This is a genomic window from Phocicoccus schoeneichii (genome assembly GCF_014635565.1).
GTDB lineage: Bacteria > Bacillota > Bacilli > Staphylococcales > Salinicoccaceae > Phocicoccus > Phocicoccus schoeneichii.
In genome coordinates this window covers 20096-42600 of record NZ_BMDB01000002.1, presented here as the reverse complement: position 1 = coordinate 42600, position 22505 = coordinate 20096, and the positions used below count along the sequence as shown (strand labels likewise).

At 31.4% G+C, this 22505-nt stretch carries 28 protein-coding genes and 1 pseudogene; 16 read left to right on the top strand and 13 right to left on the bottom strand.

From position 1 onward, the window contains the following. Nucleotides 1-106: 106 nt before the first annotated feature. Entirely contained in the window at nucleotides 107-607 is a 501-nt protein-coding gene (locus IEU51_RS05250; RefSeq protein WP_456299539.1) for a cytochrome c biogenesis protein CcdA, read from the bottom strand. 665 nt (nucleotides 608-1272) lie between these two features. Between IEU51_RS05250 and rpsI the strand changes: the two genes are divergently transcribed. Further along, the gene (rpsI, locus tag IEU51_RS09275) at nucleotides 1273-1413 is read left to right on the top strand and encodes a 30S ribosomal protein S9 (protein ID WP_208455157.1); all 141 of its coding nucleotides are present in this window, start codon (nucleotides 1273-1275) and stop codon (nucleotides 1411-1413) included. A 91-nt stretch (nucleotides 1414-1504) separates the two neighbouring features. Next, a complete protein-coding gene (locus tag IEU51_RS05240) occupies nucleotides 1505-1789 on the top strand; it encodes a hypothetical protein (RefSeq protein WP_186086458.1) in 285 nt (94 codons plus the stop codon). A gap of 82 nt (nucleotides 1790-1871) precedes the next feature. Here IEU51_RS05240 and IEU51_RS05235 read toward each other — a convergent pair whose 3' ends face one another. After that, entirely contained in the window at nucleotides 1872-2780 is a 909-nt protein-coding gene (locus IEU51_RS05235) for a 3-hydroxyacyl-CoA dehydrogenase (RefSeq protein ID WP_408634879.1), read from the bottom strand. A gap of 211 nt (nucleotides 2781-2991) precedes the next feature. Here IEU51_RS05235 and IEU51_RS05230 point away from each other — a divergent pair, with 211 nt between their 5' ends. The 8 genes from IEU51_RS05230 (at nucleotide 2992) to IEU51_RS09360 (ending at nucleotide 7773) form a co-directional block, all read left to right on the top strand. Next, on the top strand, nucleotides 2992-3138 hold the full coding sequence (locus IEU51_RS05230; RefSeq protein WP_188349286.1) for a hypothetical protein: 147 nt from the start codon (nucleotides 2992-2994) through the stop codon (nucleotides 3136-3138). Between the two features lie 539 nt (nucleotides 3139-3677). Then, nucleotides 3678-3833, top strand: a complete 156-nt coding sequence (locus IEU51_RS05225) for a hypothetical protein (protein ID WP_188349285.1) — start codon at nucleotides 3678-3680, stop codon at nucleotides 3831-3833. 685 nt (nucleotides 3834-4518) lie between these two features. Further along, nucleotides 4519-4803: a hypothetical protein gene (locus tag IEU51_RS05220; RefSeq protein WP_186088623.1), complete on the top strand. Its 285-nt coding sequence runs from the start codon at nucleotides 4519-4521 to the stop codon at nucleotides 4801-4803. A gap of 676 nt (nucleotides 4804-5479) precedes the next feature. Further along, nucleotides 5480-5764, top strand: a complete 285-nt coding sequence (locus tag IEU51_RS05215) for an STM3941 family protein (RefSeq protein WP_186088622.1) — start codon at nucleotides 5480-5482, stop codon at nucleotides 5762-5764. A 220-nt stretch (nucleotides 5765-5984) separates the two neighbouring features. Then, complete coding sequence (locus IEU51_RS05210; protein ID WP_186088621.1) at nucleotides 5985-6893, top strand: YsnF/AvaK domain-containing protein; 909 nt, start codon at nucleotides 5985-5987, stop codon at nucleotides 6891-6893. Nucleotides 6894-6988: 95 nt separating this feature from the next. Next, nucleotides 6989-7342 carry an isochorismatase family protein gene (locus IEU51_RS09370; RefSeq protein WP_268234188.1) on the top strand — a complete coding sequence of 118 codons (354 nt, stop codon included), beginning with the start codon at nucleotides 6989-6991 and terminating at the stop codon, nucleotides 7340-7342. Further along, a complete protein-coding gene (locus IEU51_RS09365) occupies nucleotides 7336-7542 on the top strand; it encodes an isochorismatase family protein (protein ID WP_308808176.1) in 207 nt (68 codons plus the stop codon). Before IEU51_RS09370 ends, IEU51_RS09365 begins: the two co-directional genes overlap by 7 nt. A gap of 102 nt (nucleotides 7543-7644) precedes the next feature. Then, the gene (locus IEU51_RS09360; protein ID WP_268234187.1) at nucleotides 7645-7773 is read left to right on the top strand and encodes a hypothetical protein; all 129 of its coding nucleotides are present in this window, start codon (nucleotides 7645-7647) and stop codon (nucleotides 7771-7773) included. A 57-nt stretch (nucleotides 7774-7830) separates the two neighbouring features. Here the strand turns inward: IEU51_RS09360 and IEU51_RS05200 are convergent, their stop codons facing one another. Together IEU51_RS05200 and IEU51_RS05195 are read right to left on the bottom strand one after the other, a co-directional pair. Continuing rightward, the gene (locus IEU51_RS05200) at nucleotides 7831-8715 is read right to left on the bottom strand and encodes a TIGR01777 family oxidoreductase (protein ID WP_186088620.1); all 885 of its coding nucleotides are present in this window, start codon (nucleotides 8713-8715) and stop codon (nucleotides 7831-7833) included. A gap of 38 nt (nucleotides 8716-8753) precedes the next feature. Then, nucleotides 8754-9008 carry a TspO/MBR family protein gene (locus IEU51_RS05195; RefSeq protein WP_186088619.1) on the bottom strand — a complete coding sequence of 85 codons (255 nt, stop codon included), beginning with the start codon at nucleotides 9006-9008 and terminating at the stop codon, nucleotides 8754-8756. Nucleotides 9009-9094: 86 nt separating this feature from the next. Here IEU51_RS05195 and IEU51_RS05190 point away from each other — a divergent pair, with 86 nt between their 5' ends. Further along, entirely contained in the window at nucleotides 9095-9259 is a 165-nt protein-coding gene (locus IEU51_RS05190) for a hypothetical protein (protein WP_186088618.1), read from the top strand. A 337-nt stretch (nucleotides 9260-9596) separates the two neighbouring features. On the opposite strand, the pseudogene IEU51_RS05185 reads toward IEU51_RS05190, so the two are convergent. Continuing rightward, nucleotides 9597-10953: pseudogene (locus tag IEU51_RS05185) on the bottom strand (transposase). A gap of 208 nt (nucleotides 10954-11161) precedes the next feature. Here IEU51_RS05185 and icaA point away from each other — a divergent pair. From icaA to icaC, 4 genes are read left to right on the top strand one after another with little or no spacing between them, the layout of a single operon-like run. Then, a complete protein-coding gene (gene icaA / locus IEU51_RS05180) occupies nucleotides 11162-12391 on the top strand; it encodes a poly-beta-1,6 N-acetyl-D-glucosamine synthase IcaA (RefSeq protein WP_186088630.1) in 1230 nt (409 codons plus the stop codon). Continuing rightward, nucleotides 12355-12666 (top strand): intracellular adhesion protein IcaD, encoded by a 312-nt coding sequence (icaD, locus tag IEU51_RS05175; RefSeq protein ID WP_186088617.1) that lies wholly within the window; start codon nucleotides 12355-12357, stop codon nucleotides 12664-12666. Before icaA ends, icaD begins: the two co-directional genes overlap by 37 nt. Next, nucleotides 12653-13510: an intercellular adhesin biosynthesis polysaccharide N-deacetylase gene (icaB, locus tag IEU51_RS05170; protein ID WP_186088616.1), complete on the top strand. Its 858-nt coding sequence runs from the start codon at nucleotides 12653-12655 to the stop codon at nucleotides 13508-13510. The genes icaD and icaB overlap by 14 nt, the downstream gene beginning before the upstream one ends. Then, the gene (icaC, locus tag IEU51_RS05165; protein ID WP_188349284.1) at nucleotides 13503-14555 is read left to right on the top strand and encodes a polysaccharide intercellular adhesin biosynthesis/export protein IcaC; all 1053 of its coding nucleotides are present in this window, start codon (nucleotides 13503-13505) and stop codon (nucleotides 14553-14555) included. The genes icaB and icaC overlap by 8 nt, the downstream gene beginning before the upstream one ends. Before the next feature lie 78 nt (nucleotides 14556-14633). Here icaC and IEU51_RS05160 read toward each other — a convergent pair whose 3' ends face one another. From IEU51_RS05160 to IEU51_RS05125, 8 genes are all read right to left on the bottom strand, one after another. Then, on the bottom strand, nucleotides 14634-15788 hold the full coding sequence (locus IEU51_RS05160; RefSeq protein ID WP_186088610.1) for an ISL3 family transposase: 1155 nt from the start codon (nucleotides 15786-15788) through the stop codon (nucleotides 14634-14636). A 295-nt stretch (nucleotides 15789-16083) separates the two neighbouring features. Next, complete coding sequence (locus tag IEU51_RS05155; RefSeq protein WP_186088611.1) at nucleotides 16084-16980, bottom strand: DUF2268 domain-containing protein; 897 nt, start codon at nucleotides 16978-16980, stop codon at nucleotides 16084-16086. After that, entirely contained in the window at nucleotides 16964-17737 is a 774-nt protein-coding gene (locus IEU51_RS05150; protein ID WP_186088612.1) for a MerR family transcriptional regulator, read from the bottom strand. Before IEU51_RS05150 ends, IEU51_RS05155 begins: the two co-directional genes overlap by 17 nt. 237 nt (nucleotides 17738-17974) lie before the next feature. After that, complete coding sequence (locus IEU51_RS05145) at nucleotides 17975-18250, bottom strand: hypothetical protein (protein ID WP_186088613.1); 276 nt, start codon at nucleotides 18248-18250, stop codon at nucleotides 17975-17977. Nucleotides 18251-18314: 64 nt separating this feature from the next. After that, nucleotides 18315-18653 carry a hypothetical protein gene (locus tag IEU51_RS05140; RefSeq protein WP_162887961.1) on the bottom strand — a complete coding sequence of 113 codons (339 nt, stop codon included), beginning with the start codon at nucleotides 18651-18653 and terminating at the stop codon, nucleotides 18315-18317. Nucleotides 18654-19101: 448 nt separating this feature from the next. Then, entirely contained in the window at nucleotides 19102-19434 is a 333-nt protein-coding gene (locus IEU51_RS05135) for a hypothetical protein (RefSeq protein WP_102167111.1), read from the bottom strand. A gap of 56 nt (nucleotides 19435-19490) precedes the next feature. Further along, nucleotides 19491-19673 carry a hypothetical protein gene (locus IEU51_RS05130; RefSeq protein WP_188349283.1) on the bottom strand — a complete coding sequence of 61 codons (183 nt, stop codon included), beginning with the start codon at nucleotides 19671-19673 and terminating at the stop codon, nucleotides 19491-19493. 398 nt (nucleotides 19674-20071) lie between these two features. Further along, nucleotides 20072-20599: a hypothetical protein gene (locus IEU51_RS05125; RefSeq protein WP_186088624.1), complete on the bottom strand. Its 528-nt coding sequence runs from the start codon at nucleotides 20597-20599 to the stop codon at nucleotides 20072-20074. Between the two features lie 1277 nt (nucleotides 20600-21876). On the opposite strand from IEU51_RS05125, the gene IEU51_RS05120 reads away from it, so the two are divergent. Further along, complete coding sequence (locus IEU51_RS05120; RefSeq protein WP_186088625.1) at nucleotides 21877-22491, top strand: sugar transferase; 615 nt, start codon at nucleotides 21877-21879, stop codon at nucleotides 22489-22491. Nucleotides 22492-22505: the final 14 nt, after the last annotated feature.

The following is a 22505-nucleotide window of genomic DNA, read 5'->3' as shown; positions in this document are numbered from 1 at the left end:
AGATTCCTCCTTGATATTTAATTTTAACAAAATTTTTAAAAAAATTTTATAATAATATGTCATTTTTATGAAAGTTATATAAATAAATCGTTTAATGTATTCATAATTAGAAGCCTTGAAGATCTCCAAAGTACGGCTGCAGCCAAATGATAATCTGAGTCAATCCATCAAAATACAGAAGTACACCGATTAATATCATGATAACCCCACCAACTTTCATGATCGTATTCGAGTATTTCAGCATCCAGCGTGTACGAGATACGAAAAAGCTCAATATAAAGAATGGAATTGCAAAGCGCAGACAATAAATAACCACTAACATTAAAGCATCGTTTGGTGCACTGGCACTCATTGCGAAAATAGCTCCGATGATCGGTCCATTGCATGGCTTCCATCCCGCGCCAAAAGCCATACCTATTAAAGTTGAACCTAAAAATCCTGACGGTCTGTTTTTAAATTTTAATTTCCTCTCTTTCATCAAGAAATTAAAATTAAGCACGCCGGTAATGATAAGCCCGAAGAAAATAATAAGGATAGAACCCAGTTGTCTGATCAGATTCGCATGTTCAATCAATATTCCGCCTAAAAAGAACGTGCCAAACCCCAAGGCTATATAGAATAAGCTGAAACTCACAAGAAAGAAAAGTGTGTGGAATATTGCGCGTGCATTGAATTTTTGATTTTCTACTTCATTATAAATCATTCCTGTTATGTAAGAGATAAAAGTAAAGTAAAATATAAAAATAATGCTGGTATGCTATGAATACTTTTGTTATAGTTGGGATTGTTTTAGGAGGTTTTAATAACGAAAATACTGAAAATATAAGAGGTATCATAATCACTTTATTCATTACCAATTTTTCTAATGGTATAGCTAGTTACATTATTTTTAAGTCTAAAGACTATTTGACGATGGATAAGAAAAACTTTAAATACCAATTGGAATTATAAATTTTATATTGAGTAGTTTTAACTTAAGCATAAAATAATTTTCCAGAAATGTGTCGCCACATTTCTGGCTATAGTAAAAATATACATTCAACAATAATTATAAAGTCATGGGTCTACCTCTTTTCAATAAGGAACATACACTAGTTCAATTCAATAAAGCAATTGAAGAGATGATTGCTTCTCTTTAGAAGTATAATGTTTATTTATCGATATTTACTTAGAAAGATGAATTTATAGACAAAAATCAACTATTTTTTACTGCCGACCAGCATAAATTTTAATACCTAATTAATACCTTTTATAGAAACTGCATGAAATAGTATGATGTTAATAATTGTAGGAAACGTTGATATATCAATGTTAATGAAGTATATCATTCACTATGAAAAATCGAAAATTTTTGAGCGTAAAAAACCAGGTCTTAAGAAAGCACGTAAATCACCACAATTCTCAAAACGTTAATTGCCAAAGCTGTTGCGAACTTGTTCGCTTACAGATTTGGTACGCAAATTGTATAGCAATTTGTGTTCAACTGAAATGTTTAAAGCACTCTTTGGATTATTCCAAAGAGTGCTTTTTTGTATTACCTTATCCTTTTGCTGATCGTGAGTTTAGTTGTAACGAGAAATTTCCTGCTGGAAGTTATTACGATTCACAAATGGCTGAGTTTCTCATTGCATTAAAGAACTTATCTGATAATCCATTGAAGGATATTAAACAATTTTTTGAAGCGTCCTTTGAGGAATTTAAAGAATATCTGGAATGGCAGGGATGCGACCATTATCACATGCCTTTACAAATGCCACCTAATAAAGTGATAAAGATGTTTGATCTTTAAGTCGATTCTTAATAAAGATAAAAAACACTTCATCGTCATGATGCAATGTCATGATAATGAAGTGTTATTTTTTTAATATAAATTATTTTTCTTGTCCTTGTCGTACAATAAAGTCTTCTGATTTGAAACTTGGATTAGGGTACGTATAGAATCCTTTCCCTGTTGAAACACCAAGATTTCCTTTATCGATATATTCTTCTTTCATTAAGTTGGCAAATTTTAATAATAATTCATCATTATTTTTCTCAGCATTTGCTAATGTGATATGGTAGTCAGTATTTAATCCGATGACGTCTAAAGCACCAAATGGTCCCATACTCATACCTGTTGCAGCCATCCAGGTTTTATCGATGGTTTCTATATCTGCAACACCGGATACGTATAATTTTTTACCTGCTTCTAAGAAAGGTACTAATATAGAATTAAGGATGTATCCAGGTGTTTCTTTTAACACATGAAGTGGGATAAGACCGATTGATTCAGCAAATTTTAATACTTCTTCTTCATATTTCTTATCAGTACCTGCATGGCCCATCACTTCTCCGGTATTATTTTTCCATACTTCATTCGCAAAGTGTAAAGCTAAGAATTTCTCAGGTCTTCCTGTGTATTCAGCAAAGTCACTTGGTACCATCGTTGATGAGTTTGAAGCAAATATTGTTTTTTCAGGTGCCACTTTTGCAACATTTGTATAGAAATCTGCTTTAATTTCTTTTTTCTCTGGTATCGCTTCTATTAATAAATCAGAATCTTGTAAGGCATCTTCTAAGTTAGCTGTGGTACTGATACGCTTTCTTGCGTTTTCTGCCTTTGATTGATCTCCGAAAAATTCAGTGTATCGAGCAACGAGTTTATCAAGTTTTTCATCAGCCGCTTTTACTGCATCTTCGTTAATATCGTATAGTTTCACTTCATAACCGAAATAAGCTGTTTGAAAGGCGATTTGACTACCTAGCACACCGCCGCCAGCAATTGTTATATTTTTAAACATAATTATCCATCTCCTAATAATTGTACTAATTAGCAGTAATATCTGAAATATAATACTAGTTAGTAATAAAATCAAGTTATTAAACTCCTTATTATAAATAAATATTTAGTTAATCAAGTTGATTCTGCTCCAGACTAGGATAATGTTTGGTAATGCTCATACTACTGAAATTATACTGAGTATAAAGAATAATGGATAAGGAGTGGCAACTATGCTGACACAACAGGAAAAGATAAATATCTTAAAAGATTTAGTGGCAATTCAAAGTGTTAATGATAACGAAATAGAAGTTTGTCATTATTTGAAGGATTTATTTGCAAAATATGAAATTGAAGCGGCTATTCAACCTATATTTTAATTAGCGATAGAAAGAAATAATCAGACGCTACAAGATTATTTAATAGACAACATTTTTTAAAAATTATGATTCATAAAATGTTGCCTCAAAAAGAATTTATGATTGTAGTAATCATAAATTCTTTTTGAGGAATACTATGAATCATTCTTGGAAAACAACTATTGAAGATTTTTATAATTCAAATATTAAGATTTGTTAATGTTTAAATTAAGTAACTATACTGAAATTTATAATGTAGTATTAAAAGCCTGTTTTAATACTACATTTCTAATCTCTATTTTTCCCATCATACTCATCTTGATAACTGTAATTCTAAAGCTCTAATTGTATAATCTTTTTCTAGGTAATAAAAGTCGTTTAATAAACTCTTTATTTAAATAAAAAAATAAACTTATTACTACATAACAATCACCACTCACTAGATAATAAAAAATTAAATTTTCTTTACTTTTTTATTGTTAGCGATTACAATATCGTTAATATAATATTTAAATTTCTGTATATTTAAACGGTATAAGTATTTTACTCGGAGGAATATTATGAAAAAACTAAGAGTTTATGCTTTATTATTATTATTAATGTCTATAATCACTCTAATAATGGATTTTAATAAATTTTGGGGTATTATTACTGCAATTATTATCGTTACTATAGTTGGTTTAATAGAACATAAACATAAAAAAGGAGATGAATAAAAAGAAGTGAAGATGAAAGAAGTTATATTTTAACTTGCAAAACTTGTGAAACTAAACAAGACTTAGAACAATATCCAACTTATGTAGTAAGTGACTTAATAAAATTTATTGAGGAAAATAGAGATAGTTTATTATCACCAAAAGTTATAAAATCAGTTGATGAATCAGAGTATCTTATATTTAGTAACGATTTACAATATTTTACGAGAAAAGAATTAAAATTCATTGCAGATGAAATTTATAAAACGTTGTAACTGGATGAATCATTGATAAATTTATTGAAAATAATAATTTTAAAAGCTAAATGACCTATGTCAAAAAATTATAGTTATTTAACTTAATACATCGATGCAAGCACTCCTTACGGAGTGCTTTTTATTATGCATCTTCATCTGCCATCAATATCTGTAAAACAGCATATTGTATGATCAGATTCAGTCGTATGAAACGCAAAGTGTTTCGTTTTCTCACACTCCATTTCGCTAAGTAGTTATTTGTTTTGAAACTGACACTAATCTATTCTGCGTTCGCAACGCAAGGGTAAGCATACAGTTGATCCTAACTCGCATACTCATAAGGATAACTAGCCCTTGCATTTCACTATGAATAGATTAAATATGTGTCACAAAACAAAATATCTACTGCTTCATTACAGTGAGTGTAGTAGAAAAAGGGACTGGTAGACATGAGAAAAATATTTGTAGAAGAATTATCACAGAAAAGTAAGGATTTATTTACAGCCTTAGCTAAACAGTTTTCAAAAGAAAATAACGTAAATTTAGATGAGTTACTTGATGGATTAGAAAGTAAAATAAGTGATTTACAGCATGATTCAGAAAGTGCTTTAGGATTTAGAATTTGTGAGAATCCAGAATGCAGAGAGTTATTCAATGAAGGATATATGATGGAAGATAACTGTGAGAACTATTGTTCAAGAGAATGTGCAGAAAAATATATCCAGACATTGTAGAAGAAAATTATGACACAGACACAATTTTTTGAACAGAATGGCAACCACAATAATATGCTATAAGGTATAGGTTATAATATATAACTTATGCCTTATATCACTTTAGTTTAAGATACATATGATATGGGCTATTTAAAACGTCCGTCCAGAAATGTGTCGTCACATTTCTGGCTATAGTAAAAATATACATTCAACAATAATTATAGAGTCATGGGTCTACCTCTTTTCAATAAGGAACATACACTAGTTCAATTCAATAAAGCAATTGATGAGATGATTGTTTCTCTTTAGAAGTATAATGTTTATTTATCGATATTTACTTAGAAAGATGAATTTATAGACAAAAATCAATTATTTGTTACTACCGACCAGCATAAATTTTAATACCTAATTAATACCTTCTATATAATTAAAGAGGATTAAATCATATGGAAGAAATTATAATCAAGAAGAGCAATAAGAAAACAATGATGCTCATGTTACTGTGTGTTCTGCTTATACTTTTAAATGGAGTTATACTTTACGCTAGTCTGGCTTACAGGAGTATACTACATGCTGTGATTGGTGGAATGGGATTTGTTTTTTTATTGTTTGCCTGATTGCATGGTTTAAAATGTATCGCACTGGAGATAAGTTATTAATTCTTACTGATAATGGCTTCTACGACTAATCATCGATGATTGCGACGGAAGAACAGTTAATTGAATGGAGCGCAGTGAGTCAGATACAATATGCTGAAATGTCTGGACAACAATTTGTGAATATTCAATTAAAAAAACTAGAGCAGACGCTACGTTACCAATCTGCATTTGCCAAAAAAACGACAAAAGCCAATGTTGTCTTAGGACTACCTGGTATTAACGTGAATACAAGTATCGCGGTGGGATACAATGGTATTGAATTATCCGAACTCATGAACGAGTACCTAAAACATCACAGAAAGAAATATGTAATAGATTAAAGGTCTAACATGATTTAACAGTACTTTTTAGAACATTATTCTCTACACCTAATAGAGATATAGTTTGCATCCTAGATACTCTTTATAAAAGACAGTTTTAGATTCTTAAGTATAATTTTTTTAAAATTAATTTTTCAAAAATGTTTATCATTGGTTATATCGGGAATAAATCACATGTAAGCAGAATATAAATCATTGATTTTATAGGAGGCAATTTATAATGAGTTTTGTTAAAGGTAGTTACAATACTGTTGATGAAGCATTAGAAGCCGCTAAACGTTTACAGAGTGAAGGATATAGTTCAAAAGATATTACGTTAATCTCTAATGTCACTACAAGAGATTCTTATTTAAATAATTCAGGTATTAATGTGAAAACTCCTGAAAACTATGACGAAGATAAGGGTCTCAAAGATGAGTCTCTTTGGGATAAAATCGTTAACGCATTTACAGTAGAGGATGAATATGATCGTTACCCACGTGGAGGACATGAAGATCCTTTAGTAGACTACAGATCTGATATTGATGCGGGTAAAGTACTTTTAGTTGTGGAAGATGATCGAGATAATGTTCAAGACGCGACTTACACTAGAGATGGTGTAGTGGATGAATCAGCTTATAATAGAGATGAGAATTATGAAGATAACCGTACAATTGAACTATCAGAGGAAAAATTAGATGTTAACACTAATGAAGTTCAAACGGGTGAAGTGAATGTATCTAAAAACGTTGTTGAAGAAAGAGAATCAGTTGACGTACCTGTAGAACATGAAGAAGTAGTTATCGAACGTCATGCGGTTGATGGCGAAAGAGAATCAAGCCATCATGATTTTAAAAATGAAGAGTTTTCTATTCCAGTAAGCGAAGAACAAATCAATGTTGACAAAAAATCAGTAGTTACTGAGGAAGTATCTATTGGTAAAGAAAGAGTCACGGAAGATAAACATGTTGAAGAAACTGTAAGAAGAGAAGAATTAGACATTGAAAACACTGGTGATGTTAATGTTAACAATTCTAGAAATAGAGAAGATGGTTATGTTGAAGAGGATTCATTAGTAAACAAAGATCGTTATGTTGAAGAAGATACTTTAGTGGATAAAGATCGTCTCGATAAAAATGATCGATTCTAACCATATTCACTAATATAAAATAGCTCATCTTATTGATGAGCTATTTTTAATTTATCCGAAATTAATAGAGTTATAGATAAAGGGGCGTGCAAGAAATGAAAGAAAAAACTGTATTACTTATCATTGATATGATTAATAATATGGATTTTATTGGTAGTGAAAATCTTCTGAAACACACAAAACATATCATTGAACCACTTTTAAATTTAAAAAAACATGCGAAAGAACAAGGTATTCCAATAGTCTATGTAAATGATAATTACGGAATGTGGACAGAAGATAAGACAGCATTAATAAAAGAAGCAAAGAAAGGCATTGCTAAAGAAATCATTGAAGAAATAGAACCAAGTGAGGGTGATATTTTTCTTATTAAACCAAAGCATTCGGGTTTTTACGGTACTCAACTACAGACATTATTAAATGATATTGTGCGAGAAATCTTATTTTAACGGGAATAGCTGGAGATTTTTGCGTAACTTTTACTGCATTTGATGCTTACATGCTTGAATATAATCTATGGGTACCAAGTAATTGCATCGCATCAGAAACGATTGAAAGTAATAATAATGCATTATATTTGCTGGAAAATTCCATGAACGCATGTATAGATTGTTCTGACGAAACAGAATTAGAAGAAGTCTTTAAATAATCCCTTATTTTAGAAATTTTCCAAGTTGAATTGTAACATGAAATGGCTATTAACTTGTATAATTAAATTGTAAGTATTTTTCAGAAAATGGGAGTGAGAAACATGAGGAAAACAATTTTAGAGTATTTTTCAGATGAATTTGCTAAGTCATCGGAATATGAACAGACAGAGTTTGAAGTAGCAGAGCCGGAACAGAAGAAAGACGAAGATTCGGAGTGTGAAATTTGTTAAAATGCCCCCTATGCAAAACATAATCATTTGTGCATAGAGGGCATTTTTTGTATACTCTTATATTAAATCAATTAAAGCATCATTAATGTTAGAAAACTTAAATTCAAAGCCTTTGGATTCAAGTCTTACTGGCAATACTTTTTGCGTGTTTAAGATCATATTTGATTGTTCACCAAGTATCACTTTTAATACTAACGCAGGGACAGGAATCCAGTGAGGTTTACCTAGTTTTGTCCCAATTGCTTTTCCTAAATCGTTTTGTGTAAGTGGATTTGGACTTGTAATATTGAATACACCATCATACTCGTTCATATAAATCGATTGATTAATTACACGTATTGCATCATCAATATGAACCCAACTAAACCATTGTTGTCCGTCACCAATTGGTCCACCTACAAAAAAGTGGTAAGGTTTCACCATCAGTGGAAGTGCACCGCCTTTATTGGAAAAAATGATACCAAATCGTCCAATAATGACTCGTGTACCCAGTTTTTTGAAGGCACGTGCGTACCCCTCCCATAATGATACCACGTCAGATAAAAAATCATCTGGAATACAAATGTCAGTTTCATCATAAGTTTTAAATTTAGAAGGTGTATAATACCCTACAGCACTTGCGTTAAATAATACTTGGGGCGCCCTATTTTGTTTAAAATAATTGTATAGGCGTTTCGTTGTATCTACTCGACTAGAAATAATATTTTTTTTATGCTCTTTTGTCCAACGCTTTTGTAAAGAAGCTCCAGCTAAATTGATGACAGCATACACATCTTTTGGCATTTCTTTTTCCCAATCATTCCTATCCCAGTTAATATAAGTAATATTCTCAGTATTTTGTCGATCGCTTCTTGTTAATACATAGATATCATACTTATCTTTAAGAGAGCTTACGACTTCTTTTCCAACAAGACCAGTACCTCCAGTAATTACGATATTCATATTGCACCTCTATTTTTAATAATTTTTGGTATTATAGTTTAATGCATAACTTCCACTGTTAGATAACTCGCGTAAGATAACGACACTACATAAGGTATAAGTATTACGCTTGCAGGTGGATAAGTCTTGTAGAAACTTCGGGTAGTTAAAATTGCAGTACTTAATAAGATAAAGCTTTCGACTAAAGCGGTCCCTCTTCGTTTATATTTAAAGTATAATAGAGACCATAAATAATTGAGAGATAGTTGACTAACGTACAGTGAATTATGGCTAATTTTTTCATTATCTGACAATTCCTTTTATATACTTACCCTAGGAACACACAAAATAATCTTAGGAATCATTATGAGTACTTGTAATTTAAAAGAAGGTGAAATAAATGAGATGTGGTACTGAGTGTTATACAGCTACAATTGAAGTGAATAATCAAATAAAAGAAATTAAAGTTGCAGCGCGCAGTAATCCAGATGCTCGAAAAATGATTAGACGTAAGTATGGCACGCACTCAAAAGTACTCTCTTTAAAGCGCGATGCTTTAACATAGGAGGATCATATGAATAAGATTAAAAGACAAGTTCAAAATTATCGACCGTTTTATTAACAAAAATTATTATTTGTATATCACCTGTGACTTTCGATGTTATTTTGCACTGATTTAGGCGATAACTTGCACTATAGTTAAAAAGTCCAGAGCTTATCTTTTCAAGAAGACAGCTCGTTTTAAAGTTAGTTATGCAGAATAAAACTTAAAATATATGCAATTTATCTTTAAAAATGACACTTTATGGTTTTGATTATTTTATTGAATCAATTTCATAATTGCTCCTTTTAAAAATCCAAAGACGAACAGAATTTCGATATTGAATTTTTAAAAGCAGAAATCATGCGACATTTTGAGTACTCAGTTGAGCATTGATACGGTCTGCAGCGAGTTTGGACGCATTGTAGACCAAGGCGACTGTATCAAAATGGACTTTGGCGCGTTGGCCGGCCCGGTATCTGACGTTGTTGAGCTGGAAGTATGCTTTAAGATACGCATTGACCCGTTCAACGGCTGTGCGGCGTTTGAAAATTGTTTTCCATGCTTTGGAACCCCTGGCCGGTGCGGTGTATCGTCTGAGATCTTTGGTGATTTTAATCTTCCAGACCTTTTGACAGACGCCTGCATTCAATAATGGACAATCTTTACATTCTTTTGGCTGTGTATATTTCAAGGTCTCATACTTTGCGTCAAAACTGTCGTAACGGTAGGCATGTTCACGCACACAGGTGGTGCAAAATACTGATTGAAACCATCGGGTGCCGGTTCATTCCGTCGATTGTAGGCGATGACAGACTGCTGACCCATCTGATGGACCTGGGTGTAAATCGGTGCATAGTCGTAGCCCGCATCCATGGTCTGATAGCGTAGATGCGGCAATGATACGCATTCATCCAAGCCTTTGAGTAACGGAATGGCGGCCTTCCCATCGTTTAGCTGCCCGCCGGAAAAGAGCGATTGTAAAATGTACTGACTGGTGGCACCGACGGCCAAATGCACTTTATAACCATACCAGAATATATTTTTGCCTTCTGAATTTTTCTTAATGCCCCATTTCGGGTCTTGCGGCACAGCTTGGCGTAAGTCTGCCAAAGTGGCATCGAGTTGGGCAGCGATGGGTTTTTCATACAACGGCAGCGCGGCTGCTTTTTCAGCTTCCGCTTTCAGCCATTGATCACGTTCATCTTTTGATTTACGGCCGCGTTTCTTGGGTGCCGGCTTCGACCGGGTCGCTTTCTCAATCGGTGCCTGATCTCGCGCTTCCACATGTGTCGCGTCAAGCGCCACCGTATCATCTGAGATGAATCCTTCGTCAGTCGCTTGACGGATGACGGCCGCCTGCGCCTGTTCCAAAATATTCGTATCACTCAGTTTTGTTGTCAAACGAGAAAATGTGGCTTGGGAGGGGACCGGGTCATCGACACGGAATCCACAATCCATTCTAAACGCCACATCATGTTTTAACCGGCCTACGAGGTCTTTGATGGTTGGGATGCGTTCAACAAAAAGGATGAAAAGGCCGTAATCGTGGCCGGATGGTTCACGGATTCCGGCGCACCACGCCGGGATTGCTTCATCACGGCATGATAAATCATATCCAAATCAATGCCGGCAATGATGGCGGCATACTTTTGGGTGGGTGCCATGTCATATAATTCTTGAATGCTAAAAAAGCTTTCTTGTCGTATAATGGTCATAAGGCGTACTCCTTCAGTCTTTTTATGGTTCTTTTGACAATTACCATTATACAGGATTTGGGGAGGTGCCCCCTTTTTTATGTTTTGTAGCCCTTGCGGGACAAGGGCTGAGAATTATGAAATTGATTCGTTTAATTAAATTTAAGCAGTTTAATTCATATTTAAAAATAAATATGTTATTATAGTTGTTTAATTTAGAGAGTAGGTAATTAATATTTTCAATCTTTTATTATCCTATCCAATTTTTATGTCTATTTTTTGGATAGTTGGAACTATTTATTATGCTTTATTTTATGAACTGAAGTTAGAAAAGAAAGCCTTTAAAAATGTGGGCTCTAAAGGAATCTCATTTTTAGTTCCATGTTATAACGAAGCTGACACGATTGCTGAAACGATTACTAATATCTATGAACTAGACTTTCCTAATAAACAAATAATTGTAATCAACGATGGAAGTTCAGATAATTCTGTAGAAGAAATCGAAAAGCTAAAAACGAAATTAAATTTTGTTTTTATAAACTTGAAAGAAAACAAAGGTAAAGCAAACGCTTTAAATCATGGCTTTGAATATGCAGATTACGATTATGTGATGGGGGTAGATGCTGACACTATCATAGATAATGATGCGCCTTATTATATGTTAGAAGCATTTGAACATAATCCAAACCTTGCTGCAGTTACTGGGAATCCTAGAATAAGAAATAAAAAATCTATTCTTGGAAAAATTCAAACCGTTGAGTATGCAAGTATTATAGGAGCTATCAAGCGGAGTCAAACAATTAGCGGAAAAATTAATACAATATCTGGAGTATTTACTTTATTTAGAAAATCTGCGATAGAAAAAGTGGGTAAATGGGATACTGATATGATAACAGAAGATATCGCAATTTCTTGGAAATTTCATCTCAATAATTTAGAAATAAAATATGAACCTCGTGCGTTATGTTGGATGCTAGTACCTGAAACTGTTGGAGGTTTATGGAAGCAACGAATTAGATGGGCTCAAGGGGGGCAAGAAGTACTCATTAGAGATTTTAAAAAAGCTCTAAAATCTTTTAACCCAGCCTTCTATATGTTATTATTTGAACAAATTTTTTCTTTGATATGGATTCATATAGTTATAGGACTTTTAATTTTTACTTTAATTAAAGCAAATTTTTTAGATATTTCATATTTAAAATATCAATTTTCTATTATTGTGATTTCAGCTTTTATTTTAACATTTATTAATATTATTCAATTTACTATTGCTCTAATTTTAGATAGTAAGTATGAAAAAATCAATATTATTACTTTAATATTTTTAAGTTGGTATCCTACTATTTATTGGTTTGTCAATGCGCTAGTCGCTATATTCGCTTTGCCGAAAGCTATTAAAAGAAAAAAAGGAGAGTTCGCTACATGGATAAGTCCAGACCGAGGAAATATCCGACGGTAGATTCTACGTTAAATATTGTTAGAGAAATTATTATTCTAGTCTTTTCTTTAATTTTTTGGATTTATTGTTATATAGCTATGATTGCTATTGGAGGTTCGTTGTTAAAACTCAATACTAATACTGTTTTGCTAATTCGATCTGTACTCAATATGGAACGAGAAGGAATGAACAATGTTTTTCTAATGATGGGAATATCATTTGGTGTTATTTTTATTTTTTTAACACTTAGTTTATTTTTTCAAAAAAGAAAGGGGTCAAATTATGAAGAAATTTAAAAGAATATTTATTTTTGTTCCTATCTTCATTCTATTATGTTTAATTTTTCAAAAAGATAATTTTATTATCGCTAAAGAAGAGAAATTAAAATACGAAGAAAACAGTGTGTTGGCCCTTAATTATCATCGCATTAGAGATGACAGCTTTTTAGATAAATTTTTATCAGTTTTCTCTAATAGTAAAGAGTTATACGCATATAGTGTTACACGCAATCAATTTGAAGCACAAATAAAATGGTTGAAAAAACAAAATGCCCATTTTTTAACAGAAGAAGAACTTTTAAAATATAAACGTCAGGGAGAATTTCCAAAAAGAAGTGTATGGATTAATTTTGATGATATGGATAATTCGATTTATAGAAATGCTCATCCTATTTTAAAAAAATATGATGTTCCAGCTACTGGTTTTGTTATAACTGGGGAAGTTGGATCAAAAGATTTTCATAACTTAAATATAGCTACAGAGGAAGAACTAATTGAAATGAAAGAGTCAGGAATATGGTCATTTAGTTCTCATACTCATGATTTACACACTTTGCATAAAAATGGAGATTCGAAATTAATTAGTAGTTCCACTAATGCACTAACGGCAGATCTTAAAAAGAGTAATCAATATTTAAAAGAAAAATTAGGAATAAAAAATCAAACATTAGCGTATCCTTATGGTCAAATGAGAGAATCGAAAATTGTTGGTTTAAAAAATGCTGATATAAAATATGGTTATACGTTAGAGGAAAGAGCAATTACTCCAGACCATAACGATTATTATCTCCCACGAATACTTGTGAGTGAAGAGGCGTTTAATACTTTAATTAAAAAATGGGAAGGATTTAAAAATGAGTAAACAGAAAAAACCAGAATTAATTTATTTACGGACATTCATTTGTATAGCTATCGTTTTGATTCATTTAATCACTACGTATACAAATGATTTACAAGATAGTGATGTCGATCAATTAAAACTTACTTTCTTTATCCAAAATTTACTCATCTTTGCAACACCGAGTTTTATTATACTTTCTCAATTATTAACTACATTAAATTATAAAGAAATTAATTTTAACTATTTAATAACACGTTTTAAATATATTTTAGTCCCTTATTTAATTATGGGAATATTTTATAGTTTTGGTGAAACTATGAAAGGATATGGTAGTTTTACAGAACAGTTTTATGAAAACATCATTTTAGGATATTGGTATGGATATTTCATTATAGTTATTTTAAAATTTTATGTCATGAGTTATATAATTTATAAAGTTAATTACAATATTTTTAATAGTAAAATTATATTGGGAGTAGCATTTATTATACAAATAACGTTTTTAAGTTTGTTACATAACAATGATTCATTTGCGGATTTTTTCTATTCTGTTTATCCACTTAATGAAAGCACTTTTATTTTAGGGTGGATCTTTTTCTTTTTTTTAGGTGGGTATATTGGAAAAAATTACGACAAAATAACTCGTTTTTTAAGTGAGTATTTAATGATTATTATTTTTTTAGCAATTGTTTCTTTCATAAGTTTTTCATTTTTCTTTACTCATGATTATTGGATGGTAACAAGTTTTGACGGTAGACTCATTTTTTACCATACCTTTATGTTTTTACTAATGTTGGGTATATGTTTAAATTTTAATACTCTCATGTTTGATTCTATACATTTAATTAGTAATTTCTCGTTATTTATCTATTTACTTCACCCTATTTTTTTAAGAGAAATTTATAATTTTACTTCTCTTTTCATAGAGTATACTATTCCATTTATTATACTCTCTTTGTTATTTATAATTGGTACTTGTGTTGGAGTAGGAATGTTATTAAGAGAGTTTTATATTTTTAGATTTATTATTGGTAAACAACCGTATAAATTAAGACTATTTTCTTAAACAGAATGAATTGGTAATGGGTAATGGACCATTTAGACTTAATTGAACAACTGTTCATAAGATTATATATAGATTATTTTAAAATATTGGGTAATCGGAAAATAGTGTGGAAAAATCAGCACCATAAATTTCTTCATACACCCATTCATAACCAGTTTGTGACCAACTTGGGAATTGATCAGGTAACATTTTTCCAAAAGTAACTTCAACTTCTTTGAATTTCTTTTTCTTTTTAACTTTACGATAGCCTTGAGTAAACAAAATCTTTGCTCTAAGGGCTTCAAAAGAGTAACCACGACCAACATGGTTCATTGTCTTAATTAAACGATTGTGGGATTCCGTATAAGCGTTTGTAATAGGAGAATTGAAATAGTTGAATATTTCTTCTTCCCAATTACTCACAGCTTTAATCAGATCTTCAAAATAAGTCATTAATTCTTTAGGTACATTTGACACCCAATCTTGATAGAGTTTATAGGCATCGTTGATTGATTCAGCTTCATAGATGTCAAAGAATTGCTCTTTGAGTTCATAAGCCTGTCCAAGTAATGGAAAGTTTTGAGTCCATACTTGTAGCTTTATCTGTTCATCAAAGTCTGTTAAGTCTTTACTCCTTGTAAGAAGCACATAACGATCTCTCATCAGTTGTCTACGTTCTTTGGCTGTAACATTTTGACGGTTAGCTTTTCGGATTTTCTCTAAGGCTTCATTAGCTAATTTAACGACATGGAATTTGTCAATTACGATTTTGGCATGTGGTATCACTGTGTTAACAGCACTCTTATAAGGATTCCACATATCCATTGCTACAAGTTCAATTTTATCAATGTCTTGGAGCTTTGAAAGATAACTGATAACATTATCTTTATTACGTTTTCGTAAGATGTCAATTACTGACTTGTTTTCAACATCTGTGATGACACAACGATAGTTTTTAAGTAAATGGACTTCATCAATACCAAGCCATTTAGGAGTTCTAAAATCAGTTTGAGCTTCAAGCTCATCAACGTAGTCATTAAAGATGTTTCGTACAGTCTTTTCATCAACGCCAATCTCTTCTGCAACACTGGTAAACGTCATTTCAAGGCTTGTTTCTTGAATCCAATTAATTAGCCTATTAGTAACAGAACGCCCTTCATCTATATCTGGAAGACTTTCAAAGAATGTAGCCCCACACTCATTACATTTGTAACGTTGTCTCTTAACAAAGATCCCAACTCGTTTAGCGTGCATCGGCAAATCAAAGAATAATTGTTACTTTTTACCATGCTTATATAGATTAGCAACCGTACCACATTTTGGGCAATAAGAAGGAGGTGGCAATATAGTCTCAACTAAGAACCTATAATCATATTCACTCTCCTTCATATCAAGAATCTTAAAACTTGGTAGATTGAGCATATTAGTTGTCATTATTTCATTTTCCTTTGTTTTATTGAGCATTTAATAAGAAAATCATATGAATTGCAATTAAATAAGAAAGGCATTACTTAGCTATCACAGTAATGCCTTCATTAGTACAAACAGGTTATTTAGAAAACAGTCCACAATTGCTTAGTATTTCATCTGTGTCAAGTAAGGTAGCTTCTTCTATTCCCACATTATTGGTTTCCATGAAAGACTGCACTGCTTGGTAGCCTACTGCATAACCTGCAAATGGTGATAAGCCAACAGGTTGATAGCCTTGTTCCTTTGCAATGGTATCACCAAACATATAACTGCTGACCTCAGCAAATCCTTTAATATCTAAAGCATCCTTTATAACTTCTTTTGAATATTCTAAGTCCTCTTTATCAAAAGAAGTAACCCAAGGTCCTAAAAGATTTTCTCCATAAATTTCTTTTGCAAATGACTCAGCTAAACCCTCTATAATTAAGTAATCACCAACAGTAACGTCTCCATGATCCCAATCAAAATATGAAAAACGGATATTATGATGGAATTCATGTGCAATTACAGCAGGAATCCTTGGAATATTATAGGAGTTTGGGTAAATAGATACTTGAATAAACCCTGGAATTCCTCCAAAACCACAATAACCTTTTTGTAATTCGAGCTTCTTCGGGTCAGCTATATACATACCAAATCTCAATTCATCAGCGTTAATATTTATATTATTTTTTTCAATAAAATCAATACAATGATTCAAGGTGCTATGAGCTGTTTGAAGAGCCTGAATTTCTTTTAAACTTTCTAATGCTTGTCTTCCAGTTTGAGTATCTGATACATTAAGATAGCCAAGCATATTTGTAGCCATTATTACATCATACCCATTAGGTTGCTTAGCCTTTAATGGAACATTAATCATATTCCACATCTTTTCAAAGGGCTTCATCATTGAGTACCGATAAAAATTTTCTTTATCTTCTTCCATTGAAAACAATTTTTCGTATTGTTCAATTGTATCCTCAATTATTATTTTCATTTCTACCACCTCTTATTTGATTATTCGTAAAGACCTTCATCGCCTCACTCATGAGTTTTGCTAAACCCTCACCATACTGATCTATATTTTTTGTGAAACGTTCATCATTAATATAGAGTTGACCTAATCCATAAAAGGCATCAAGAGAGTACTTACTAAAGTTTTTATTTAAAAAGTCATACCATTCTTTAATTGTTGCTTGTACCTCTTGGGATTCGGGGGATTGATCACGAAGGCATGCAAGTTTATTGAAGATCATATTCCATCTATCAGATAAATCATTTTGTTCATCTTTGGACATTCCCTTTAGTTTTGTGTTTATCTCATCGATAGATTGATTTCCCCAACGGCGACGAGCCTCTTCTTCAAATTGGTTGAATCCAAATTTAATTCCCTCAAACCTCTCTTCATTTGTCATTTGTATTTCTCCCGCCATATGTTTAATCGTCTTATCAATGGTTTTAATCATTTTATCGACTTTATTTCGTTTCTCAATCAACATTTTTCGTTGTAAAATCAATGCTTCTTGTCGGTTAAATGAAGGGCTGTTAATAATCTTTTTAATTTCCTTTAAGGTGAATCCAAGTTCCTTGAAAAATAAAATTTGTTGTAATGTTTCAAGGTTTTCTTCTGAATAGAGTCGATAACCAGAATCAGTGGTTTCTTTTGGGGTCAGCAATCCAATCTGATCATAATGATGAAGTGTACGAATACTAACACCAACCAATTCTGCCACTTCTTTTATCTTCATATCCATCACTTTGCACCTCCTTCAATTACAATTACCACTATAAAGTATTACGTTACGTTAGAGTCAATAGAAAGAAGATACTTTATGAAAAGAGATTTTGTATTGAAATACTTATTATTAAATGGAGAGTTTTTTTTGTGAGCAATTAGGAGGGTTTGTAATAATTCCACACTATTATCCGATTTACGATAAGATAAACATTATCTATTTATTTGGGGAGTTCCACACGATAATCCGAATACCCTAAATAACTTCTGTCGCTCTCTCTACTGCTTCATTGTAGCGTTTTTCGCTTCCTAAGTATTCCATTCTTGCTAACAATGCATCTTGTGGTCTGTCGTAAAAGTTAGTTGTGCCTTCATCTGCTTTAGCAATAAAGACGTCTACACGGTCTTTAGAACTTTTTGGAAGTACTTCAATATCTACGTTACCAATGATTTGGTGTGTGTTTGTTCCTTCTAATGCGTTGTCGAATAAGTTAGTTACTACTGCTTTGATTTCTGATTTACTAATGTTCATGTTAATTTCTCCTTTTGCGATATGATTAATATTATTTGTTATACATTATATACCTTATTGCATATTATTCTGGTTGCCATTCTGTCCAAAAAATTGTGTCTGTACCATAATCTTCTTCTACAATTTCTGGATATATTTTTTCAGCACATTCTCTTGAACAATAGTTCTCACAGTTATCTTCCATCATATATCCATCATTAAAAAGTTCTCTACATTCTGGGTTTTCACAGATTCTAAATCCTAAAGCATTTTCTGAATCATGCTGTAAATCACTTATTCTACTTTCTAATCCATCAAGCAACTCATCTAAATTTACGTTATTTTCTTTTGAAAACTGCTTAGCTAAGTGTGTAAATAAATCTTTACTTTTCTGTGATAATTCTTCTACAAATATTTTTCTCATGTCTACCAGTCCTTTTTTCTACTACACTCACTGAAATGAAGCAGTAGGAATTTTGTTTTGTGACACGTATTTAATCTATTTTAAGTGTGATGCAAGGGCTAGTTATCCTTATGAGTATACGAGTTAGGATCAACTGCATGTTTACCCTTGCGTTGCTAACGCAAAATAGATTAGTGTCAGAATCAAAACAAATAACTACTTAGCGAAATGGAGTGTGAGGAAACGAAACGCTTTGCGTTTCACTCGACTGAATCTGATCTTGTTCAATGCTGCTTTGTAGTCATTGATGTCAGATGAAGGAGCATAATAAAAAGTACTCCGTTAGGAGTGCTTACGTTTAATTAATATAATAATCATCAATATATTTTTTTGAAGATACTGATGATTATGGAAGTGTCGTTAGGACACTTCCACTCATAATAGAAGGTTATAATGTATAAGTTATACCTTATACATTATAACCGATTAAAGAACAAATCTTAGATTTTGTTTCATAATTACAAATCCAATTACTGATTTCTTTTTCTTCAATTTCAGTAAGACTATACTCATCATCAAAAAGTAAATATTGAAAAGCTTCTTCTAGTGAATCATATTCTTCTACAAAAGCATCTGCTGTACTATTATCAATTGCTATCCACATATCATCTTCTTTACATATAAATCTATTTAAATCATTTTTATTGAACCTCGTTTCCAACTTACTAATAAGCTCTTTAACCTGTTCCTGATTTACTACAAATATATCTGTTTTTCCATAATTTTCATAAATTCTAATCATAATATCTCCCCCACTTTTTAATATAGAAGGTACATATTGTACCTTCTATATGGTTATTAATTCAGTTCATAGTCTATAAATTCTTTAACATCTTCTATCCATTCACTATATAACCCTTGAGATAATCTTTTTTTGATTGATTCTCTTTGTTCTTCTGATACTTCTGGAAATTCTGTTTCAAATACGAAATCTACATCTCCTGCTGTTATACTAAATAAAACTTCATCTACATGTTCCATTTGAATTCCTTCTTTCTTTTTTTCTACTACACTCACCGTAGTGAAGCAGTAGGTATTTTGTTTTGTGACACGTATTTAAGCTATTTTAAGTGTGATGCAAGGGCTAGTTATCCTTATGAGTGTGCGAGTTAGGATCAACTGCATGTTTACCCTTGCGTTGCTAGCGCAAAATAGATTAGTGTCAGCATCAAAACAAATAACTACTTAGCGAAATGGAGTGTGAGAAAACGAAATGCTTTGCATTTCACACGACTGAACCTGATTTTATTCAATACTGCTTTGTAGTCATTGATGTCAGATGATGGAGCATAATAAAAGCACTCCGTTAGGAGTGCTACCATCGAAGTATTAAGTTAAATAACTATAATTTTTTGACATAGGTCATTTAGCTTTTAAAATTATTTTATCTGTAAAATTGAAGCTATAGATTTTGCTAATGTAAAATTTCCTAAAATGAAGGTAATAAGGCTCACAAAAATCTCTTTCCTATTTTCAATAACAAATTTTTTATTCAAAATTATATAGTAACTTAAATGTCCGCTAAAAAGCCCAGGAAAAATAATGAATATTAACAAACCATATAATAAATATGATGAGATATGAATCAATATCCATTTACCTATGAATGGAGCAATTAATACTAAGACCCCTTCAATTAGTAGACAAATAATATTTTTATTAATTTTTATTTTTGAAGAAACTAACAATCCAATAACAAAAATAAATAATCCTATAATCCATGAATAACTAAATATATACCAGAAAGTGAGGTAAATAGTTCCAATGTCCGGTTTTACTGCTGTAATCATTAAGGATATAAGATGAGGAGTAGCTAAAACAAAAGGATATAGAAACATAAATATACTAACAATATATATTATATCACTCGCTTTAAATTTAACTTTATCACTAACATTTTGATTCATATAAAACTCCTTTAAAAAATTTAACTTGTTATTTATATAATACTACAAAAAACGACCGTTATATTAACTTATTAAAAATTTTACGGAAAATATACGTATAGATAATATGTGTCAATAGATAATGCTACAGAAACGGAAAAAATAAGAGTGACTTTTCATGAGTTAGCACATTACCATCTTCATGGCGTAGATACCTATTCTTCCATTCATATTAAGGAGATGGAAGCAGAAATGATAGCGCATGTCGTATCGTCTTACTATTCGCTCGATTATGTAAATCAGTGGATCAATCATTTACTAGAAGCGAACCCCGAAAAGTTATAAAAAGCATTTGGAAACATAAAAAAAAACGAGTGAACAATTAATTCACGGTGTTGATGTTCAAATAGAATATATTAGTAAAAATGAGTTACAGAGTGCACGCATTGAAGCATTTAATTCCAAACACGTTCATGAGAATACTTATTTAAATCAAGAGGTTCAAGAATAAATAGAAAATCCCACACAAAAATATGTTACTATGTTAGGAATCAAAGAAGAAGTCAGTAAGTTTTCTAGTACATTATAAACGTTTAGCGAGAAGTATAGTGAAGAAAATGTGAATGATTATGTATTCATTCATCACAACGCAGGAACGTACTCGATTAAAACGCGAGACGCATTTGAAGCATAATACTACCATAACCCCTTTTTAAAAGAAGACCAAACGTTATTAAACACAACACAAGTGGGGACACTTGTTACCAAATATAAAGAAAAAGTCAGTTACGACGCCACCGTGACATGGAATATGAATAAAGAAGACAAACAATAAGAAACGACGAGGATAGAAGTCATTATTTTATCCTCTTTTTTATTTGAATGGAAAGAGGATGATATCATGACAACAGTAATTATCGCAAAAAAATCTTCACAAGCAAAAGTTTATTTTAAATAACGAGTAGTATCTTTTCTTGTAAGTGAACATTTTTAAAAATTAAAAATAATTAACTAGGATACAGAGAGAGTATTCTCAAAAATATCAAACAGCTGTAAACTTAATAAATTAATATTAGGCTCTATTAAAGTATGCTTTATATAACTTTAAAGTTTTTTTAATTTTTTCTTATCAAAAATTTTAAATTCCTCATTAAATAAAGGCAGTTGATAATAATCATTTTCTGCTTTATTTAAATTTTTGTCTAATAAGCATTTTATTAGTTGAAAGAATTTAAAAGTTGACAGTTAACACCGAAGATGGCATATTAAGTAAAGGTAAAAAATATGTAGGGAAGGCAATGAAATTGAAATATTTACAAATTAAATCGGCACTAGATATTATTTTTAGTGTAATACTTATTGTACTAATGACTCCTGTTTTTTTAATTATCGGGATATTTATTTTTCTAGATAGTGGTTGGCCTATTTTTTTTAAACAAAAAAGGGTGGGTAAAAATGGAAAAATATTTAATATGTGGAAATTTAGGAGTATGCCCTTAACTCACAATAATCACCCCAATGTAAATAGAGAGTGGACTAATGGAATACCAGATGATTTTATATATGAAACAAGTAGTCCTAAAGGAATAACAAAATTAAGTTATTTTTTAAGAAAAACGAGTTTAGATGAACTTCCACAATTAATTAATGTTATAAAAGGAGATATGAGTTTTATTGGACCAAGACCAGAAGTGCCAGAATTTACTCGGTATTATAACCAAAATCAAAACAACAGACTAAAGGTAAAACCAGGTTTATCAGGGCTTGCTCAAATTAACGGACGATCATCTATTACACATGGCGAGAAAATAAAGTGGGATAATACATATGTAGAGAATGTATCTTTTACATTAGATTTTAAAATTTTATTTAAAACATTTTGGAAAGTGGTAATGAGTAAAGATAGTTATTAAGGAGAGTGACTAAA

Bases quoted from the DNA above. Each gene is read 5' to 3' on its own strand.
- IEU51_RS05150 (WP_186088612.1), bottom strand. From the start codon at position 17,737: ATGGATATGAAGATAAAAGAAGTGGCAGAATTGGTTGGTGTTAGTATT.
- IEU51_RS05130 (WP_188349283.1), bottom strand. From the start codon at position 19,673: ATGGAACATGTAGATGAAGTTTTATTTAGTATAACAGCAGGAGATGTA.
- IEU51_RS05140 (WP_162887961.1), bottom strand. From the start codon at position 18,653: ATGAGAAAAATATTTGTAGAAGAATTATCACAGAAAAGTAAAGATTTA.
- IEU51_RS05210 (WP_186088621.1), top strand. From the start codon at position 5,985: ATGAGTTTTGTTAAAGGTAGTTACAATACTGTTGATGAAGCATTAGAA.
- IEU51_RS09360 (WP_268234187.1), top strand. From the start codon at position 7,645: ATGAGGAAAACAATTTTAGAGTATTTTTCAGATGAATTTGCTAAGTCA.
- IEU51_RS05220 (WP_186088623.1), top strand. From the start codon at position 4,519: ATGAGAAAAATATTTGTAGAAGAATTATCACAGAAAAGTAAGGATTTA.
- IEU51_RS05235 (WP_408634879.1), bottom strand. From the start codon at position 2,780: ATGTTTAAAAATATAACAATTGCTGGCGGCGGTGTGCTAGGTAGTCAA.
- IEU51_RS05145 (WP_186088613.1), bottom strand. From the start codon at position 18,250: ATGAACATTAGTAAATCAGAAATCAAAGCAGTAGTAACTAACTTATTC.
- IEU51_RS05230 (WP_188349286.1), top strand. From the start codon at position 2,992: ATGCTGACACAACAGGAAAAGATAAATATCTTAAAAGATTTAGTGGCA.
- icaD (WP_186088617.1), top strand. From the start codon at position 12,355: ATGGATAAGTCCAGACCGAGGAAATATCCGACGGTAGATTCTACGTTA.
- IEU51_RS05215 (WP_186088622.1), top strand. From the start codon at position 5,480: ATGATTGCGACGGAAGAACAGTTAATTGAATGGAGCGCAGTGAGTCAG.
- icaB (WP_186088616.1), top strand. From the start codon at position 12,653: ATGAAGAAATTTAAAAGAATATTTATTTTTGTTCCTATCTTCATTCTA.
- IEU51_RS05190 (WP_186088618.1), top strand. From the start codon at position 9,095: ATGAGATGTGGTACTGAGTGTTATACAGCTACAATTGAAGTGAATAAT.
- IEU51_RS05160 (WP_186088610.1), bottom strand. From the start codon at position 15,788: ATGCACGCTAAACGAGTTGGGATCTTTGTTAAGAGACAACGTTACAAA.
- IEU51_RS05125 (WP_186088624.1), bottom strand. From the start codon at position 20,599: ATGAATCAAAATGTTAGTGATAAAGTTAAATTTAAAGCGAGTGATATA.
- IEU51_RS05155 (WP_186088611.1), bottom strand. From the start codon at position 16,980: ATGAAAATAATAATTGAGGATACAATTGAACAATACGAAAAATTGTTT.
- icaC (WP_188349284.1), top strand. From the start codon at position 13,503: ATGAGTAAACAGAAAAAACCAGAATTAATTTATTTACGGACATTCATT.
- IEU51_RS05120 (WP_186088625.1), top strand. From the start codon at position 21,877: ATGAAATTGAAATATTTACAAATTAAATCGGCACTAGATATTATTTTT.
- IEU51_RS05225 (WP_188349285.1), top strand. From the start codon at position 3,678: ATGAAAAAACTAAGAGTTTATGCTTTATTATTATTATTAATGTCTATA.
- IEU51_RS05200 (WP_186088620.1), bottom strand. From the start codon at position 8,715: ATGAATATCGTAATTACTGGAGGTACTGGTCTTGTTGGAAAAGAAGTC.
- IEU51_RS05135 (WP_102167111.1), bottom strand. From the start codon at position 19,434: ATGATTAGAATTTATGAAAATTATGGAAAAACAGATATATTTGTAGTA.
- IEU51_RS09370 (WP_268234188.1), top strand. From the start codon at position 6,989: ATGAAAGAAAAAACTGTATTACTTATCATTGATATGATTAATAATATG.
- rpsI (WP_208455157.1), top strand. From the start codon at position 1,273: ATGATGTTAATAATTGTAGGAAACGTTGATATATCAATGTTAATGAAG.